Source organism: Pelobacter propionicus DSM 2379 (genome assembly GCF_000015045.1).
GTDB lineage: Bacteria > Desulfobacterota > Desulfuromonadia > Geobacterales > Pseudopelobacteraceae > Pseudopelobacter > Pseudopelobacter propionicus.
In genome coordinates, this window is the sequence record NC_008609.1 from 942,357 (window position 1) to 959,937 (window position 17,581).

Below are 17,581 nucleotides of genomic sequence, written 5' to 3' on the forward strand. Positions count from 1 at the left end.
CCGGATTTCGACAATGCTGTCGGGCCGGGAGGGGTTTTAAACGGTTAGGAGGAAGATTTATGACGCTCGCTATACTTGTATTGATCAGTATCATGTGGCTCCCGGCTGGCCTGTTTTTTCTGGGGTACGGTGAGGCCAAGACATCCGGCTTTCTCTGTGCTGTCGTGGGCGTGCTCACGGTTGCTGGCGCATTTTTCGAGGCTGCCACCGGCAATGCCTTTGGCGCCGCCCCGCTGTTCGTATTCGGCGTTCTCTACATGCAGACCGCCCATGCCTTTTTGACCGGAGCGGAAGACCTGCGCACCGTCGGCAACGGCGCCCTAGGAGTCTGTCGGGCTTAACGCATTCAGCCGTCATCTCCAGGGCGTTTTCAATTGGTTAACCTGCTGTATTTATTGAATAAGTCGTCAGCTTTAGCTTGCGTTTTCTTGGTGTATCCCGTATATTTGTCCGGTAATATCAACTGGTTAGGTATCGGGGTTGACTATGAAATCAAAGTTTATTGAAGTTGACCGGGAAACACCCTATCTGCTCCCGCCATCGCTGCAGGATTGGCTACCAGAAAAGCACTTGGCCCGGTTTGTGGTCGAAATTGTCGAACAGCTCGACCTGCGCTCTTTGAAAGCTACCTATGCCGGCCGAGGCTCGCAGCCCTATAACCCTGAGATGCTGGTAGCATTGTTGTTTTACGGTTATGCGACAGGCGTATTCTCCAGCCGGAAGCTTGAGCGCAGCACCTACGACTCCGTGGCATTCCGGTTCATAGCGGCAAACAGTCATCCTGACCACGATACCATTGCCACCTTCCGCCGGCGTTTTCTGCCGCAACTGAACAAGCTGTTTGCCCAGATTCTGCTGATCGCTCATCAGATGGAGGTGCTGAAACTGGGCAACGTTAGTTTGGATGGCAGCAAAATCAAGGCGAACGCCTCCAAGCACAAGGCGCTGAGCTATGAGCATGCCTGCAAGCTTGAAGAGCAGATCAAGGCTGAGGTTGGCGAACTGCTCAAAAAGGCCGAGGCAGCGGACCGTGCCGATATTCCGGACGGCATGAACATCCCCGAAGAACTGGAACGTCGGGAAAAGCGTCTTTCCGCCATTGCCGCAGCCAAGGTCGAGATCGAAAAACGAGCCGCTGAGCGCCATGCTCGTGAACAGGCCGCTTATGAGAAGAAAGTCGCCGAACGGGCCAAGAAGGAGCAGGCAACGGGCAAGAAGGCCAAGGGGAAAGAGCCGAAACCGCCCAAATCCGGCCCCACTGCCAAAGATCAGGTCAATCTGACCGATGAAGAGTCGCGGATCATGCCGACCTCCGGTGGCGGATTCGAGCAGACTTACAACGCCCAGGCCGGTGTGGATACAGCATCAAAGCTCATCGTTTCGGCCCATGTTACCCAGAATCCCAATGACAAACAGGAGCTGACACCGACCCTGGAGAACCTGGCGGCGCTGCCTGAGAAGCTTGGCAAGGCAACCGATCTGGTAGCTGACAGTGGCTACTTCAGCGAAACCAATGTAACTGCCTGTGAGGAGAACGGGATAACTCCCTACATTGCCGTAGACCGGCAGAGTCACAACGTGCCACTGATGGAGCGCTTTGCCGAACCGCCGCCGTTACCCGAAGATGCCGATTCCGTGGCCAGAATGAAGCATCGCCTGAAGACACCTTCCGGCAAGGCGATCTACGCCCAGCGAAAAGTCACCTCGGAACCGGTCTTCGGCATCATCAAGGCGGTCATGGGATTCAGAAGCTTTCTTCTTCGTGGCTTTGAAGCAGTAAAAGGCGAATGGAACCTCGTCTGCATGGCCTACAACATCAAACGGCTGCATGTCTTGGCCGGATAGAATGAGAAATAGCGAAAATCAGCCTGTAATAACCGCAGTCATCGCTGAAAGGGCTGAATTAACCAGGTTGCCGGTGGGAAGACGAACACATACGGAACTTTTTTAATCGGCTTGGCCACAAAAGAGGGCGCCCCTGAGGTCAAGCCCGACAGACTCCTAGTGGTCGCCATCGTCTGCGCGATCTATGCCTATATTTTCGCCACCGGTGGCGCCGCCAAGCCCGATGGTTCGCTCCTCGTCGCTCCGGTGCCCTATCTGTCCTTCATGTATGTTACCTTTACCGCCATCTGCCTGATGGTTACCGGCGTGACCTATGGCAAGTTCAGTGGCAAGATCCTGGGACTTACCTTTATTATCCTGACCTTCACCGGTCTTCTTGCTCCGGCGATTGGTCTCATGGCCTACGGAAAACTGCCCTTCTAGGTGGCGACAGGCCTTCCGTTCCGGGGAGGTGGAATACTGTTGCCGAGTAGAAAACAACTATCCTGAAATGCTGGTCCTGGGGGCGCTTGTGCGCTCCCTTTTTTTGTGAAAACAGCGGTTTCCGCTCTGGCACGGAGGGCGCGATCATGCTACAGTGCGCTGTCCGTCAACCGCGGGCGAAAACGGTATTCGGCAGGTAGATAGGGGCTCACAGCAAGGCTCAACAACCTTTCGCATTTAAACGTAAGGTTTTGTGTACGCTTCGTATCCCTTTCATGCCTGTGGGACGCTGCTGCTCGTGGCTTTACCGCATGTTGTTTTCCTATTAGCGCTTATCTTCAGCTTACTTGAAACCAATGCTCCCCCCTTTGAAAAAGGGGGACTGGGGGGGATTTGTTGGCGTTGGATTTTGAGGCAAATCCCCCTGAATCCCCCTTTTCCAAAGGGGGACTTTGTACTGTACCGCTACTGGCTGAAGATCAACGCTAATCGAGTGTTGTTTTGGTGTACGATTATTTTCCTGATGGAGGAGGGTGTATGAAACTGGGTAAAAGGGTTGTGTATAGGGCGCTGTGGCAGGTAGTGCTCGCGTCGCTGGTGCTTTTGGTTGTAGCTTCCAGTTGCCTGGCCGGCTCTAAGCGGATGCTCTGGGAGAGTCGCGATCAGTTTGTGGCCATCGAGAGCTCCGATGCCGTCAAGGGGGGGAACAGGATACCCAACCAGCATCCCGCCGACATACCACGCGAACGTCTGATCGACATCCTCGCTTCCATCCAGTTGCGCCCCGAGGACAAAAAGGACCCGCCGCTGCCGCTGTTTACCGACAAATCCCTGGAGATTCTGGCGCCCTACCTGGAGGATGCGTTGAAGCAGGCAAGTCCGGACGAGGACGTGACCTTTGCCATTATCGGGCTGCACCTGGCTCCCATGGGAATGTCCAGGGTTCCCAAGGCAACGGCCGGGCGCCTGTTCTACCAGGGGGGCAAGCTCAACCTGATCATCGGCAAGGCGCAGTATGAGTTCAACGAGCGCCACGACAGGAGGCTGTACCCCTTTTCTCCCGGCAACCGGGAATATGTGGCCGAGGGCGACTGGATGCTGCTTCCCCAGCAGGACCAGCCGGACATGACCATCGTCAGAAAGGACTGGGTCGCTTTTGCCGATACCTGGAAACCTGCTGTCGTGACGGCGCCGTTGCCGGACAAGGCTACCGGAGTAGGACAGGCCGCTCCCGCTGCCACCCCCTCGGCGATTGACCGGCTGTTCAGCGGCAAGGCCGGCAAGACGGCCGAGCGGCTGAGCGTACTCAAGGAATTGCGCGACAAGGGGATCATCACCGAAGAAGAGTATCGCGGCAAGCGGCTGACAATCCTGAACGAACTGTAGCTGCTGGCCGAAGAACCGGTGACCGGGGCGAAGATACCGCATCCAATGGTCACTGAAATGTAAGCCAGTACCCGCTCCAAAACGCCCCCTGTTCCCTCATATCTGTTGAGGGGGCACGGGGCGTTTTCGTGTCTGAAAGCCGGATCAAGGGCGGCGGCGTGGTTTCGGGATTCCGGGGAAGAGAACTACTTACGCAGAAACAGCAGGTCGGCGATGACCGGTCGGTGGTCCGAAGCCTCTCCGGTCCCGGTCCGGCAGCCCAGCGCCTTGAAGTGGGAGCTCATCATGACGTGGTCGATGCGCATCCAGGAGACGCGCATCCAGGGGAGACGGCGCTGGAGCAGGAAGTGGCCATAGGTGTAACCGTAGCCCCGCCCCCCCTCGGCGAACGCGTCGTGGAGTCCGGCGTCCCGCAGGCCGGCGCACACCTGAGACGCGTCGGGTGAGTTGAGGTCTCCGCCGATGATAACGGGTCCCTTCTCCTGGCTGATGAACTCCTGTACCATGCGGGCCTGGCTGAGGCGGATAGATACGTTCCGCTCGAAGCGCTGGATCCCTTTCGGCAGGTACCAGGGGCGTTTCCTCGCCGAACCGACGGCGGAGAGCCCCTCGCGGGGGGATTCAAAATGGATGTTGTAGAGGGAGACCGGCGTCGAACCTATCTTCACTCTGTAGCGCGCGAAGGTCTTTTGTTTGCCGGATGGCCGGCTGATCGGCAGGATCTCCGTTTCCTCGAGGGGGAAGCGACTGGCGATCACGAACTGCTCCTGGGAGTGGAAATGCCATTTCGCGAAGTAGCTTCCCAGCGCTCCCTGCATAACCCCTCCCGCGTCCTGAAACAGCACGATGTCCGGGTTGGCCCGCGCAATGTCGTCTTTAAGCGCTTGTTGGGCCAGTTTGCCGCGGGAACAGTACTTGACATTCCAGGTCATGACCCTAAGCGGGGTAGCGGTGGACGATCCGTGAGCCTGGCCCCATGGCCAGCAGAAACCCATCAGGGGACCGGCAACCCAGGCCACGCAGAGCAGGGGCAACCAGAGCCAGCGTCGGGCGGTCAGGAAGCAGATGATGGAAAAAAAGAGTCCGGGGATCAGCCAGATCGCCTGAGGCAGGTAGAGGTTGAAGGCAGTGAACCACCAACGCTCCGGGCCAAACCGGTTGAACAGCGTCAGGGCGACAAGGATCGCCCCATAGGCGAGGAGCGGGAGGATGAGCAGAAAAGGCGTTTTGGGGGCTGGTCGGTTGGTCATGGCATGCCGTCCCGTCCGGGCGTCAGGGGAAGATCGGCATCATCGCGGAATTCAGCGAGGTCGATGCGCTCTTTGTGCTGGCCCGGGGTATGTGAAGCTCAGTTGCCATGGATGGTCCTGGCGAGCTTGAGAAGCTGGGAGCTGACGGTCAGGCGAGCCTGGCGTACCGCTCCCAGGTTGATTTCGAAGCCGAGCCGGTTCTGGATCGGCACCAGCCCGATCATCCCGCCCGTTTCGCAGAACCCCTCCATATCGCTTACGGTCAGCACGTTCTGGTGGCGGAGCTCCCTCAGGATTGCGGAGACGCGCTGGCGCTCTGAGGGGGAGATATACACCAGATGGGAACCCCGCGCCTCCGCGGCTGATTCGATGTGCCGGACCAGTGTCTTCGAGCCGTGTATCTGTTGAGTCTTCAGCGTTGCCATGAACGCGGCGGAAGGGATTCTGCCCAGGATGGCGATGGTAAAGGGTTCATTGTCGCGGTGAGCGTCGGCGGGCCACTGGGTGAGTTTGGCGAAATTGAGCACAAAGACAGCCTTCACCTGTGATTCGTCCTGTCTGGCGCCCGTGGCCAGGGGGGGGAGCGTCAGGGGCAGGAAAAACATCAGCAGTAACGGCAGGCTCAAGCTTTTCATGAACGGGGAGAGCCTCACCGACCATGCTCCCGGACCGGTTCCACGGCGCCGGGAATGCGGCCCTCCCGGAGCAGTTCCCTGATCTTGTCTTCGGGGAGCGGTCGGCTGAACAGGTATCCCTGTATAACCCGGCAGCCGTTCTCCTTCAGGAACTGCAGTTGGGTAGAGGTTTCGACTCCCTCCGCCACGACCTCTTTGCCCAGGGAGTGGGCAAGGGCGATGATGGCGGTGACGACGGAGGCGCTTTCCACATTGTCGCCGCTCTGGGAGATAAACGACCTGTCGATCTTCAGGGTATGGAACGGCAGGCGGGTCAGGTAGCTGAGTGATGAGTAGCCGGTGCCGAAATCGTCGATGGATATGTTGACACCGGTTTCCTGCAGCATGCCCAGGACGCTGACCACCTCCTCGGCGTTTTCCATCAGCATTCCCTCGGTGATTTCCAGGTCCAGGTGATCACGGGCCGCGGCGCCGCGCGACCTGATCTGCTGGATGGTTTTGTTCAGGTTTGCCTTGAGGAAGTGTCTGGCAGAGAGGTTGACCGCCACCCGGACCAGGGGGATTCCCGCCGCTTGCCAGGCTTCAAGCTGTTTGCAGACAGTGGCGAGGACCCAGCGATCGAGGGCTATGATCAGTCCCGTTTCCTCGGCCAGGGGAATGAAGGAGCCCGGCGATACCAGACCCAGTTCCGGGTTGTTCCAGCGCGCCAGGGCCTCCAGGCCGATGATCCGGTTCGTGACGCAATCGATCTGCGGCTGGTAGTGGAGAAAGAATTCTTCCTTTTCAAAGGCCTTGCGCAGGTGTGTTTCCAGGATCAGGCGCTGGAGCGAGACGGAGTTCATCTCCTGGGTGTAGAACTGGAACGTGCTGCAGCCCAGATCCTTGGCGCAGTACATGGCCACGTCGGCGTTCTTGACCAGAATCTCCAGATCCGTGCCGTCATGGGGGTAGATGCTGATGCCGATGCTGCACGAGATGAAGACCTCGTTGCCGTTCAGCGCGAAGGGGGCTTCAAGGGCTTCGATGACTCTCCTGGCAACGCGCGCCGCTGCTTCCGGGGTGGTGATCCCCTCCAGAAGGATGGTAAACTCGTCTCCGCCGAGGCGGGCTATCAGGGAATCCCTCTGCTCCTCGCTGTCGCGGCTGACCGTGTCGTAGGGGCGCACGCGCAGGCGCAGGCGGTCTGCCACCTGTTGCAGCAGCAGGTCGCCGGCATCGTGTCCCAGCGAGTCGTTGATCCCCTTGAACCGGTCCAGGTCGAGCAACATGATGGCCAACTGGCGTTTGTGTTGTTCCGAGGTCGCCAGGGCGCGCCTGAGGTGTTCCTTGAAGAGCACCCGGTTGGGAAGGCCGGTCAGGCTGTCGTAGTAGGCAAGGTAGCGGATCTTCTCTTCTGCCAGCTTTCGGGACGTGATGTCCTGGATCGTCCCAGAAACGAGGGTGATGCGGCCCGAGGCATCCCTGTGTTCCTCGGCCTCCAGATGGATGAAGCGCTTGTCCTCCTCGTCGGCGGTTGCCGTCTGGCAATCGAGACTTAAGGGGCGTCCCCGCTCCATGAGCGCGTCCAGTCCCTTACGCAGGTACGGCCGTCCCAGGGGGTGAGCCAGGGCGATCAGCGAGGCTATGTCACGAACCTGGGTAGCGGAGTCAATGCCCATGATCTGCCGGCACGGTTCCGAGAGCTGGACCACATCCAGCAGCGGGTTCCACTCCCAGCTGCCCATGCGGGCCAGTTGCTGGGCCTTGCTCAGGCGCGCCTCGCTGGTGCGCAGGTCCCTGAAGGCCCTGCTCGACCTGAAGATGTAGTTGACCCGGTAGGCCAGAATTTGCCAGTTGAGCGGTTTGGTGATGAAGTCGGTGGCGCCCGCGCCGTAGGCCTTGTGGATCGACTCGATATCGTCCAGGCCGGTCATCATGACGATGGGAATGGTCTGTCCCTCGGGAAGCGCGCGAATCTCCGCGCAGACGCTGAAGCCGTCCTTGCCCGGCAGCATCACGTCCAACAGGATGACATCCGGGCCGGTTGCCAGGAATGTCTCAAGGGCGGTCGTGCCGTCCGGGCAGTCGTTGACGCTATGCCCCGCGGTTTCAAGAGTTATGCGTGTCAGGTGCCTGATGATCGGGTCGTCGTCTATCACCAGGACGGAGCAGTAATTCGTCTGCTCAATCATGAATCACCACCCTGCATGACCTCGGTCAGTGCATGGGAAACGATGGCGAATTCGGACTCGATGCGCGCGAGAAGTCCCGTGCCTTCTAGGACGCTGTTGTTTTTGCCGATGAATTCCACCGTCTTGCACAGCTCAGCCAGCCTGGAGGCCCCCAGGTTGGCGCTGCTGGACTTGAAGTAGTGTGCGTGCTTGTACAGTTGCTCCATGTCTCCGTTGTCGGCTGCCTGGCGCAGGGCCGCGATGACCCTGGGCGCGTCCTCCAGGTAATAGCCGATCACCGTCCGCAGGACCTGCTTCTTACCCTCCGGATCGATCTTGCGGATATTGTCGATGTAGCGCAGATCCAGGGCAGATTCGCCGTTGTCGGCGGCTTTTCGTTCGGTTGCCTCCGGCAGGGTGGGGGCGGGGCATTTTGTCAGCGCCGCCAGTGGGGGGAGCGATCCCGGTTCAGTGTCGGCGCGTTCTTCGGCGACGGAAGCGGCCGACGTCGTCCAGCGGGAGAGTATGCCGGTCAACTGCTCCAGCGTGTACGGCTTTGTCAGGTAATCGTCCATGCCGGCTTCCATGCAGAGCTCACGGTCCTGTTCGCCTGCATGGGCGGTCAGGGCGATAACGGTCTGGTGAGGCGTCCCGCCGCCTTCGCCAGGGGCGCTTTTTTCACGCAGGCGCAGCTCTTTCGTTGTCTGGTAGCCGTCCATGACCGGCATCTGGCAATCCATCAGGATGATGGAAAAGCGTCGTGAAGCCAACAGGTCCAGGGCTTCGCTGCCATTACTGGCGACGGTGACCTCGTAGCCCAGAAAACGCAGCATCTCGCGCCCCACATCCTGGTTGACCAGGTTGTCCTCTACCAGCAGGGCTGAGGAGTCCGACACGGTCGTGAAACCGGTGGCGACCACCTGCTCCTGTTCTTTTCGCTGGGAGGTGCGGCCCAGCGCCGTGCCGGTCAAGCCGATCAGGCAGTCGTACAGCCACGAACTCCGCACCGGCTTGGTCAGGCAGTACTCGATACCCGCGGCCTGGGAGCGCTCCATTTCGCCGATGATCCCGGATGAGGTGAGCATGACCATGTGCAGCGGCGGGATGGAGGGATCGGTCCTGATGGCGTGGGCCAGTTCGATCCCGTCCATGGCCGGCATCATCATGTCCAGGATCGCCAGCTGGAACGGATCGCTCTGGCCCGCATTGCGCAGGCTGGCCAGGGCCTCCAGGGCGCAGGAGGCGGTCTTGATCCTCATCCCCCAGGACAGGATGATCTGTTCCAGGATGGTCCGGTTGGTGGCATTGTCGTCTACCACCAGCACCTTCTGCTCGCGCAGGGCCTCGTGGGCAGAGGAGGGCAGGGCTGCCTGCTGGAGCGTGGCGGGGAGGTCGAAGCGGGCGGTGAAGCTGAAGCAGGAGCCGACATCGGGGGTGCTTTCCACGCGGGTAGTGCCCCCCATCAGCCCGGCCAGCTGCCTCACGATGGTCAGGCCGAGCCCGGTCCCTCCGTAGCGGCGGGTCATGGAGCCGTCTGCCTGGGCGAAACCTTCGAAGATTTTTTCCAGCGACTCCGGGCTGATGCCGATTCCGGTGTCGCGCACGAGGAAGCGGATCAGGATGTTGTCCTGGCCGCTTTCGGCCACATCCGCCGAGATCACGATTTCGCCCTGGTCCGTGAACTTGACGGCATTGCTGGCCAGATTCAGCACCACCTGGCGCAACCGGGCCGGGTCGCCGACGACCATGCGCGGCACATCGGGGTGGATGGAGACCAGGAGCTCCAGCCCCTTCTGGTGGGCGGAACTGGCGAAGAGTTCCGCCGCGTCGCAGAGCAGTTCGTGCATGTCGAAGGGAATCTTCTCCAACTCGATCTTGCCCGCCTCGATCTTGGAAAAATCCAGGATGTCGTTGATGATGGCCAAGAGCGCCTCTCCCGAGTTGCGGATCGTCTCGGCGAACTGGCGTTGCTTACCGTTCAGAAGGGTTCCCAGTAAGAGCTCGGTCATGCCGAGAACGCCGTTCATGGGCGTGCGGATTTCGTGGCTCATGTTGGCCAGGAATTCCGACTTGGCCCGGTTGGCCGCGTTGGCCGCATCCCGCGCCACCTCCAGATCGGCGACCATCCGTTGCAGCTCTTCGGTGCGTATGGCGACGGTATCCTCGAGGGTGTCCCTGCTCTTGAGCAGTTCCCGGTCCTGGGCCTCGATCTGGCTGAGCATCTCATTGAAGCCGTCGATCATCTGGCCGATCTCGTCGCAACTCTCGTTGGCGGCACGGATGGAGTAATCCTTGTTGGTGGTGACCCGGGACATGGTCTGGGCCAGGTTGGTGATCGGCCCGGTGATCAACTTCTGCAGCCGCGAGGCGATTGCGTATGCCGCCAGGAGAGCAACCAGCAGGATCAGGGCGGATGATGAGGCGACGCTGATGATCATGTCCCACAGCGGAGCGCTGGAGATGTGCACCACGACATAACCGAGGAGCTGGCCGTCGGACAGTATGGGGCGGACGATGTCGAAACAGGGAGGGATATGCCAGATGTCGCTCCTGCCCATCTGCTTCAGAGACGCAAGGCGCTCGGCGTTGGTTGCCGCCGGGCCCAGTTCTCTCTGGTGGGGGTTCTCGGCGGGGGCCTTGGGATTCTGGTACGCGGCGAATATGGCTCCCTCGCTGGTGACGATGAAGGCGCTCAGCACGTTGGGATTCGTGCTTAAGGGAGAAAGTGCGTCGCCTGCCCCTTGGGTGTCGGCGAACATGAGCGGGGCCGTGGCGGAATAGGAAACCATGTCGGCGACAACGGCGGTGTTTTTCAGGATATCCTGACGATAGCGCATCACCTGGCCCACGATCAGGGTCAGCGATATCATGAATGCGATCGTGGCGCAGGTAACCAGGGTCAGCAGCATGATCTTCCGTTTTATGGTAATGCGTTGAAAACGCGTGCGCATCGCTCACCGTCTTTCATGAGGTTCGGGAATGGTGACAGCTGTGTAGAAGGACGTTTTAGGGAATTGAAATTGTTATATGTGCCTGCTTTTCCGGGGTGTGTCAAATGGAATCTGTGTTCCGCTGGGCTGGCCTCTGCGGCCGGCTGCTTAAGGCGCGAACAGCTCCTGCAGCACCCTGCCCATTTCCTGGGGCCGGTATGGTTTGCTGAGTACCGCGCTGAAACCGTGCTCCCGGAAATTGGCCACTACCGGGTCATCGGAATAGCCGCTGGATACGATCGCCCTGACATGGGGATCCAGGCTGCGGAGCTTTTCCATGGTCTCCCTGCCGCCGATCCCGCCGGGGATGGTCAGGTCCAGGATAACGGCTGAGAAGGGTCTGTTCTCTTCTTTCCTCGCGGCGTAGAGTTCTATGGCCTGGGCGCCGCTTTCGACGCATTCCACCGAGTATCCGAACTCGGTCAGTATTGCCTCGGCCAACTCCCTGATCATCTCTTCGTCATCCATTACCAGTATATGCCTTCTGGTGTTTGATCCTTCGGCCGCACTAGGGGAGGGCGCTTCGTCGGCCTGATCCGCTGCGGGCAGGGAGACGAGAAACGTGCTTCCCCTTCCCAGGGTGGAGGCTGCCCGTATCTTTCCGCCATGTTTCTTGAGAATCGAGTGGCAGGTGGCCAGGCCCAGGCCGATACTGTTTTCCTTGGTGCTGAAGTACGGGTCGAAAATCTGCTGCATGTGGTGGGCGGGTATTCCGGTTCCGGTGTCCGTAACGGAGATTTTGACGAACTTCCTCCCCCCCTCTTGGGAGACGACGTTGCTCGCCCCTATGCTGATGGTTCCCCCTCCCGGCATGGCCTGGATCGCGTTGAACACCAGGTTGTGGATGACCTGGCTCAGTTGCGCCTCGTCCGCCTCCACCATCCAGATGTCGTCCGGCAGGTCGAAGCGGCATTTGACGTTGGAGCCGTGCAGGGCAAAATCGGTGGCCTCCCTGAGCAGGCTGGAAACGTCGATGTTCTTTTTGAGCGGCTCGCCTCCCCGGGCAAAGGTGATCAACTGACGTGTCAGGTCCTTGGCGCGGGTGGTTGCCGTTTCAGCCTCCTCCAGGCGTTTGGTGACCTTCGCCGTGTCATTGAGTTGCAGGCGTGCCAGGGAAATGTTGCCGAGAATTGCGGTCAGGATGTTGTTGAAGTCGTGGGCGATGCCTCCCGCCAGCACTCCCAGCGACTCCAGCTTCTGGGTTTTCAGGATCTCCTGGCGCGACTGCTGCAACTCGGTGATGTCTTCCACGGTCCAGACATAGCCCAGCACCGTGCCGTCCGGATCCTTGATGGGGTTGGCCAATGCCCGCACCCAGATGGTCTTTCCCAGGGGGGTCAGCAGGCGGTATTCGTGGGAATAGACCCGCCCGGTGCTCATGGCCTCCAGCCAGGTTTTGGCCTGTTCTTCGCGGTCATCGGGGTGGATGGCCCTGGTCCACCCCTTGCCGATGCACTCCGCGGCCGACAGTCCGGCGATCTCTTCCCAGCGCGGGTTGCTGAGAATGCTGTTCCCCTCGCGGTCGGCGCTGAAAATACCGATGGGGGCCGAGTTGCAGAGGGTCCGGAACTGCTCTTCGCTGTCCTGGAGAGCCTTTTCCAGGTTTTTGTGCGCGGTGATATCGCGCACGATGGAGTAGCAGTATTCGAAGCCGTTGCGGTTGAAATAGTTGGCGACGACCTCGGTGGGGTAGCAGCGGCCGTCCCGTGTCCGGTGGGACGACTCTAATTTTAGGTTGCCCGTCTGTTTCAGCTCCTCCCAGAAGGAGCGCCATCCTTCCTTTGTCATCTGCGGATTGATGTCCATGACGGAGAGGTTCAGCAACTCATCCCGGTTGTAGCCCAGCTTTTCGCAGGCCACTTGGTTTATGTTCCAGATCGTGCCGTCGGCGGCCAGCCAGAGCACCTCTTCGGCCAGGTTGTCCAGGGTGAAACTCTTCAGCTCCAGATCAGACTCGTCCCGTTTACGCGCGGTGATGTCGTCCAGTGTGATCCATGATTCTCCCTCCCGCTCCGGGATCGCCTGCAACTGTGCCCAGAACGTGGAGCCGTCGTCGCGCAGCATGCGCATCTCCCAGCTCTGCCTTTCCTGCGATTCGTGGAGCCGTGTGCGTCGGCCAAGGAATGCTTCATGCTCCTCCGGGGTGATGAAGCGCTCAAGCGGTTCGCCGGCCAGGCTGTCCCGCTGGACGCCGACCATGGCGGCAAAGGTCAGGTTGGCCTCCACCACGGTTCCCCCCTGGCTGATGGTTACATATCCCACCGGGGCAAGATCGAACAGGTCCAGATACCGAGCCAGTATGTCTTTCAGTCCAGGTTGCGGGCAGTGCCGTCCGCCGCCCTCCCTTTCCGGCAGGCGGTGCGACCCGTTGCGTGGCGGCTCATTCGGCTGGGCTGGGTTCCGCTGAGGTGTCAGGGGCGCGCCGCTGGTTGCGTCTCCGGCTGGTGGGCAGAGATGGTTTTTCATTGCATGCTCCTCAGGTGCCGTTGGCGTAGGTTTTGGAATCGGGGCAGCTGCTCCGCCAATAGAAAACGAACGCCGTTTACGCCAGGAAGTATACAATGTTTGTGCTCCGCTGGCTTAAATTAACCGAAAAAAACGCCCGCCGGCAGTGTTGCTGGCGAAGCGCCCCGCAGCCGGTCACCGCAGGCAGGGTCCCGTTTCCCGGCCCTGTTTGTCATCCCGCTTGACAGCCAAAAAACGTTGGTGTATCGTTCGGTCCCTGCTGGAAGGCAAGAAATCTTTTAATAACTAATATCTTATGATGCGGGCGGATAGATGAAGACTGCATTGGTGATCGGCGGAAGCCGTGGCATAGGACGGGCAATCACACTCAGGCTGGCAGAATCGGGTTTTGCCATCTGGCTGACCTACAGGAACAACCATGAGGCGGCCCGCGGCGTGCAGCAGGAGATCGAGGCGGCCGGAGGCAGTTGCGACCTGATCCCCTTCGATGTATCCAGCTACGAAGAGACCGAGGCAGCCCTGGCCGAGCGCCTGGAGCGTGTGTCTCCCGATGTGCTGGTGTACAACTCGGGCATCGCCCGCGACAACCTGCTGATGTGGATGACCAAAGACGAGTGGAATTCGGTGATTTCCACCAACCTGAACGGTTTTTTCAACGTTACCCGCCAGGTGGTGTTCGCCATGCTCAAGGCCAGGCGCGGGCGGATCGTGGTGATCTCCTCCACTTCCGGCCAGGTGGGCCAGCCCGGCCAGGTGAATTATTCCGCCTCCAAGGCCGGCCTGATCGGCGCCGCCAAGGCCCTGGCGCGCGAGGTGGGCAAGAAGAAGATCTCGGTCAACGTGGTCGCTCCCGGCTTCATCGAAACCGAGATGACCACTGAGATTCCCCGGGAGCAGGTCCTCCCTCTGATCCCGCTCAACCGGGTCGGTACTGCCGACGACGTTGCCTCGGTGGTCAATTTCCTCTGCACCGAAGAGCATATGTATATCCATGGCCAGGTGATCGGCGTCAATGGCGGGCTGGCCATGTAGGCTCTCTCTTTGTTTCGGTGCGTAACCTTTATGGCGGTTTTCGCGTCTGCAGAGCAATGGTGCTTGCGTGACGGATCGAGGGGGATGCCGCATATGACGGAAGAATTCCGCTTCGGCAGCGGCAATGGCCTGAAACACCCGCTCCTTCAGGCATTCCCTGACAGGGAGCCGGAAGGGCGTCACCCATTCAGACAACGGGGAGTCGGCAGTCCAGAATGAAAAAATATGATCATATCGTAGTGGGAAGCGGCATCAGCGGGTTGACGATGTCGCTTTTGCTCTCCATGGGTGGAAAGAGCGTCCTTCTGATCGAGAAAAGCCCCACCATCGGCGGTTCCCTCTCCTGTTTCAGCCGGGGGGGGATTTCGTTCGACACCGGATTCCACTTTACAGGCGGCTTCCACCAGGGGGGGATACTCTCCGACATGCTGTCCCTGCTGGGCATCCGCGACATGATCGAGCCGGTCTTCCTTCCCTGCTCGGCCCAGAACCAGTTCGTCTTCGAGTCCCACGCCAGGAGCTTCGAACATCCCTGCGGCATGGATAACATCACCAGGGCCTTCAAGGGGTATTTTCCCGCCCAGACGGGGGCGATCGACCGCTACTTCCAGCTGGTCCGCTCGGTTTGCCAGCGCACCCCCTCCCTCAACCTGCGTGAAAACGTGATCGCACCGCCGAACCTGGACGAGGACTACATCTCCCTGGACAGCGTGCTTAAAGAGCTGACCTCCGATCCCCTCCTGGCCGGCCTGCTGTCGGGGTACGCCATGTGCTACGGGGTGCGGCCCGCCGAGGTCTCCTTTGCCAACCACGCCAGAATGGTCTCCAGCTTCTATGAGTCCGTGGCCTTTGTGCGGCATGGCGGCGACGGCTTCATCAACGCCTTCCGTGAGGAGTTCAGGCGCCGCACTGTGGAAATCCGCTGCTCCACCTGGATTACGGAGCTGGCCGATATCCGCGACAGCAGGGTGGGTCGCTTCGTGCTGAGTAGCGGCGAAGAGGTCCAGGCTGACAATTGCGTCCTGACCATTCATCCCCAGGAGATCCTCAGGCTTTTGCCGGAGGGACACTACAGCAGGGCCTTCGCCAGTCGGATCAACGCCTTTGAGCCTTCGCTGGGGCTCTTTTCGCTGTTCGCAGTGGTCAAGCCGGGGCAGGTCGACCCCTTTCCGGATGCGTCCATCGTGTCGCTCTTTCCCGATACCGACATGAACAGGCTGCTGGACCCCGCCTACCAGGGGCAGCCGGCCCTGGTCGTCGTCAAACCCCCGGCCCACGGGGGGGGGAAGGGAATCAGCATCGTGGAACCCTCCTTCGCCGGTCAGGTGCAGGCCTGGCAGGAGAGCCGGCGGGGGGCGCGGCCCGAGGGATACCAGGCCTACAAGCGGGCGCGGGTGGAGGCCATCAAGGAGCATCTCTTCGGCTGCTTCCCGGAGTACCGGGACCGCCTGGATTTCCTGGATGCCGGCTCCATGCTGACCTACAAGGAGTACCTCTGCAGCCCCGACGGCAGCGCTTATGGCGTGAAGCAGAAGATGGGCCAGTTCAACCTGGTGGGCAAGCTCCCCCTGCACAACCTCTTCGCCGCGGGACAGAGCGCGCTCTTGCCCGGCGTGATCGGCGCCATGATGTCGTCACTGATCGTCGGTCGCAACCTGCTGGGAAAAGAACAGTACGGACAACTGCTGGACAGGAACCTATGTCATTGAAACGAGTCGTCATAACGGGAATCGGTGTTGTTTCGCCCTTCGGAAACGGGGTGGCGGAACTGGTCAGGGGGATGGAAGAGGGGCGCAGCGCCGTGCGCTTCATGGAGGGGTGGGACCGCTACAACGGCCTGCAGAGCCTGGTGGCCGCTCCGGTGGAGATGCGCGGCGAGAAGGACATCCCCCGCCAGAAGCGCCGCTCCATGGGACGCATGAGCATCTTCGCGGCCCAGGCTGCCGACGAGGCCCTGGCTGACGCCGGCATCTGCCTGGCGGACGAGAACCTGTGGAGAGTCGGCTGCGTCATCGGCTCCACCATGGGGAGCGCCAAGAGCATCAACGACACCTTCGAGACCATGCTGCCGGACCGGGACTTGAGCAGGCTCAACTCCACCATGTTCTTCCAGTGCATGTCCCACACCGTGACGGCCAACGTGGCCCAGTACCTGGGACTGAACGGCACGGTCATGGCCACCTCGGCCGCCTGCGCCTCGGCCCTGCACGCCCTGGGTGTGGGATACGACCTGATCCGCCTGGGGAGGCAGGAGGTTCTGCTGTGCGGCGGGGCGGAAGAGCTGCATCCCACGGTGACCGGCTCCTTCGACATCCTCTTCGCCACCTCCACAAAATACAACGAAAACCCTCAGAAGACTCCGCGTCCCTTTGACCGGGACCGGGACGGCCTGGTCTGCGGCGAGGGGAGCGGCATCCTGGTGCTGGAGGAGTACGAGCGGGCTGTTGCCCGCAACGCCAGGATCTATGCCGAACTGACCGGTTTCTGTACCACTGCCAACGGCCTGCACGTCAGCCAGTCCAACCGGGACTCCATGGTCACTTGCATGCGCCAGGCCATCGAGGAGGCCGGGCTTGCGCCCGAGGGGATCGACTACATCAACGCCCATGCCACGGCTACCATTCAGGGGGATCAGGAGGAGGCGGAGGCGATCCGCGAGCTGTTCGGTCCGGCGGTGCCGGTCAGTTGCATCAAGGGGTACATCGGCCACACCCTGGGCGCGGCCGGATCCATAGAGCTGGCCGCGGCCCTGAAGATGATGGAGCAGGGAGTGATCTACCCGACTCACAACCTGGAGACGGTCAGCCAGGAGTGCGCGGGGATCGGGCATGTGATGCAACCGCTCAAAAAGCAGATCCGCAGCATACTGAAGAACGGGTTCGCCTTCGGCGGCATCAATGCCGCGCTGGTGTGCACAAAAATCTGAGCCGAGAGGGCGCCAAATCCGGAGGAGAGCATGACCGAGCAGGAAATTATCGACAAAACCAACAGGGTCTTCGAGGAGGCCTTTGAAATAGAGCCGGAGCGGCTGCTGCCGGAGGCCAATATCTTCGTTGACCTGGGGCTGGACAGCCTGGACATCGTCGATCTGGTCGTGGCGCTCCAGAACAGCTTCGGCGTCAAGATCAGAAACGAGGAGCGCATCAGGGAGATCCGCACCCTCCAGGACCTATACGGCTTCATCGCATCCCTCCGCACGGGGAAGGACGTCACAAGCGCATAGCGTACGGTTTCGCAGTGGAAATTTATGAAAAGGTTCGAGGACATGCAGACGAAGAGCCGCAATTGCGCAGCGGGCGCGGAGAGAAGCCGGGATCCGCTGGAGGCGTTACCACTGGACCTGTTTCCCGGCATGCTCCCCACCCCGGCGGCTCTGCCCCGTTCTGACCAGGAAGTGTCATAGT

15 protein-coding genes are annotated in these 17,581 nt (G+C 60.4%); 10 read left to right on the forward strand and 5 right to left on the reverse strand.

The annotated features are described in order from the left end of the window. Positions 1 to 59 precede the first annotated feature (59 nt). The 4 genes from PPRO_RS04390 to PPRO_RS04410 all read left to right on the forward strand — a co-directional run bounded on the left by PPRO_RS04390 (position 60) and on the right by PPRO_RS04410 (position 3,654). Positions 60 to 341: a hypothetical protein gene (locus PPRO_RS04390; protein WP_011734834.1), complete on the forward strand. Its 282-nt coding sequence runs from the start codon at positions 60 to 62 to the stop codon at positions 339 to 341. Positions 342 to 486: 145 nt separating this feature from the next. Continuing rightward, positions 487 to 1,845, forward strand: coding sequence for an IS1182 family transposase (locus PPRO_RS04395; protein ID WP_011733975.1), 1,359 nt, complete (start codon positions 487 to 489; stop codon positions 1,843 to 1,845). A gap of 111 nt (positions 1,846 to 1,956) precedes the next feature. Then, positions 1,957 to 2,268 carry a hypothetical protein gene (locus tag PPRO_RS04400; protein ID WP_011734835.1) on the forward strand — a complete coding sequence of 104 codons (312 nt, stop codon included), beginning with the start codon at positions 1,957 to 1,959 and terminating at the stop codon, positions 2,266 to 2,268. 537 nt (positions 2,269 to 2,805) lie between these two features. Beyond that, positions 2,806 to 3,654: an SHOCT domain-containing protein gene (locus tag PPRO_RS04410; protein WP_011734837.1), complete on the forward strand. Its 849-nt coding sequence runs from the start codon at positions 2,806 to 2,808 to the stop codon at positions 3,652 to 3,654. Between the two features lie 185 nt (positions 3,655 to 3,839). Here PPRO_RS04410 and PPRO_RS04415 read toward each other — a convergent pair whose 3' ends face one another. From PPRO_RS04415 to PPRO_RS19310, 5 genes are all read right to left on the reverse strand, one after another. Then, positions 3,840 to 4,904: an endonuclease/exonuclease/phosphatase family protein gene (locus PPRO_RS04415; protein ID WP_011734838.1), complete on the reverse strand. Its 1,065-nt coding sequence runs from the start codon at positions 4,902 to 4,904 to the stop codon at positions 3,840 to 3,842. Between the two features lie 98 nt (positions 4,905 to 5,002). Continuing rightward, entirely contained in the window at positions 5,003 to 5,539 is a 537-nt protein-coding gene (locus PPRO_RS04420) for a YfiR family protein (protein WP_011734839.1), read from the reverse strand. A gap of 14 nt (positions 5,540 to 5,553) precedes the next feature. Then, complete coding sequence (locus PPRO_RS04425) at positions 5,554 to 7,710, reverse strand: two-component system response regulator (protein WP_011734840.1); 2,157 nt, start codon at positions 7,708 to 7,710, stop codon at positions 5,554 to 5,556. Further along, entirely contained in the window at positions 7,707 to 10,640 is a 2,934-nt protein-coding gene (locus PPRO_RS04430) for a response regulator (protein ID WP_011734841.1), read from the reverse strand. The genes PPRO_RS04425 and PPRO_RS04430 overlap by 4 nt, the downstream gene beginning before the upstream one ends. 147 nt (positions 10,641 to 10,787) lie before the next feature. After that, a complete protein-coding gene (locus tag PPRO_RS19310; protein WP_011734842.1) occupies positions 10,788 to 13,145 on the reverse strand; it encodes a hybrid sensor histidine kinase/response regulator in 2,358 nt (785 codons plus the stop codon). A 312-nt stretch (positions 13,146 to 13,457) separates the two neighbouring features. On the opposite strand from PPRO_RS19310, the gene fabG reads away from it, so the two are divergent. The 6 genes from fabG (at position 13,458) to PPRO_RS20770 (ending at position 17,580) form a co-directional block, all read left to right on the forward strand. After that, complete coding sequence (gene fabG / locus PPRO_RS04440; protein ID WP_011734843.1) at positions 13,458 to 14,177, forward strand: 3-oxoacyl-ACP reductase FabG; 720 nt, start codon at positions 13,458 to 13,460, stop codon at positions 14,175 to 14,177. 93 nt (positions 14,178 to 14,270) lie between these two features. Beyond that, positions 14,271 to 14,396 (forward strand): hypothetical protein, encoded by a 126-nt coding sequence (locus PPRO_RS21600; protein ID WP_269634978.1) that lies wholly within the window; start codon positions 14,271 to 14,273, stop codon positions 14,394 to 14,396. Further along, complete coding sequence (locus PPRO_RS04445) at positions 14,393 to 15,886, forward strand: phytoene desaturase family protein (RefSeq protein ID WP_041532127.1); 1,494 nt, start codon at positions 14,393 to 14,395, stop codon at positions 15,884 to 15,886. Before PPRO_RS21600 ends, PPRO_RS04445 begins: the two co-directional genes overlap by 4 nt. After that, positions 15,877 to 17,103: a beta-ketoacyl-[acyl-carrier-protein] synthase family protein gene (locus PPRO_RS04450; RefSeq protein WP_011734845.1), complete on the forward strand. Its 1,227-nt coding sequence runs from the start codon at positions 15,877 to 15,879 to the stop codon at positions 17,101 to 17,103. Before PPRO_RS04445 ends, PPRO_RS04450 begins: the two co-directional genes overlap by 10 nt. Before the next feature lie 30 nt (positions 17,104 to 17,133). After that, complete coding sequence (locus tag PPRO_RS04455) at positions 17,134 to 17,400, forward strand: acyl carrier protein (RefSeq protein WP_011734846.1); 267 nt, start codon at positions 17,134 to 17,136, stop codon at positions 17,398 to 17,400. A 24-nt stretch (positions 17,401 to 17,424) separates the two neighbouring features. Beyond that, positions 17,425 to 17,580, forward strand: coding sequence for a hypothetical protein (locus PPRO_RS20770; RefSeq protein WP_157039931.1), 156 nt, complete (start codon positions 17,425 to 17,427; stop codon positions 17,578 to 17,580). The last annotated feature ends 1 nt before the right edge of the window (position 17,581 follow it).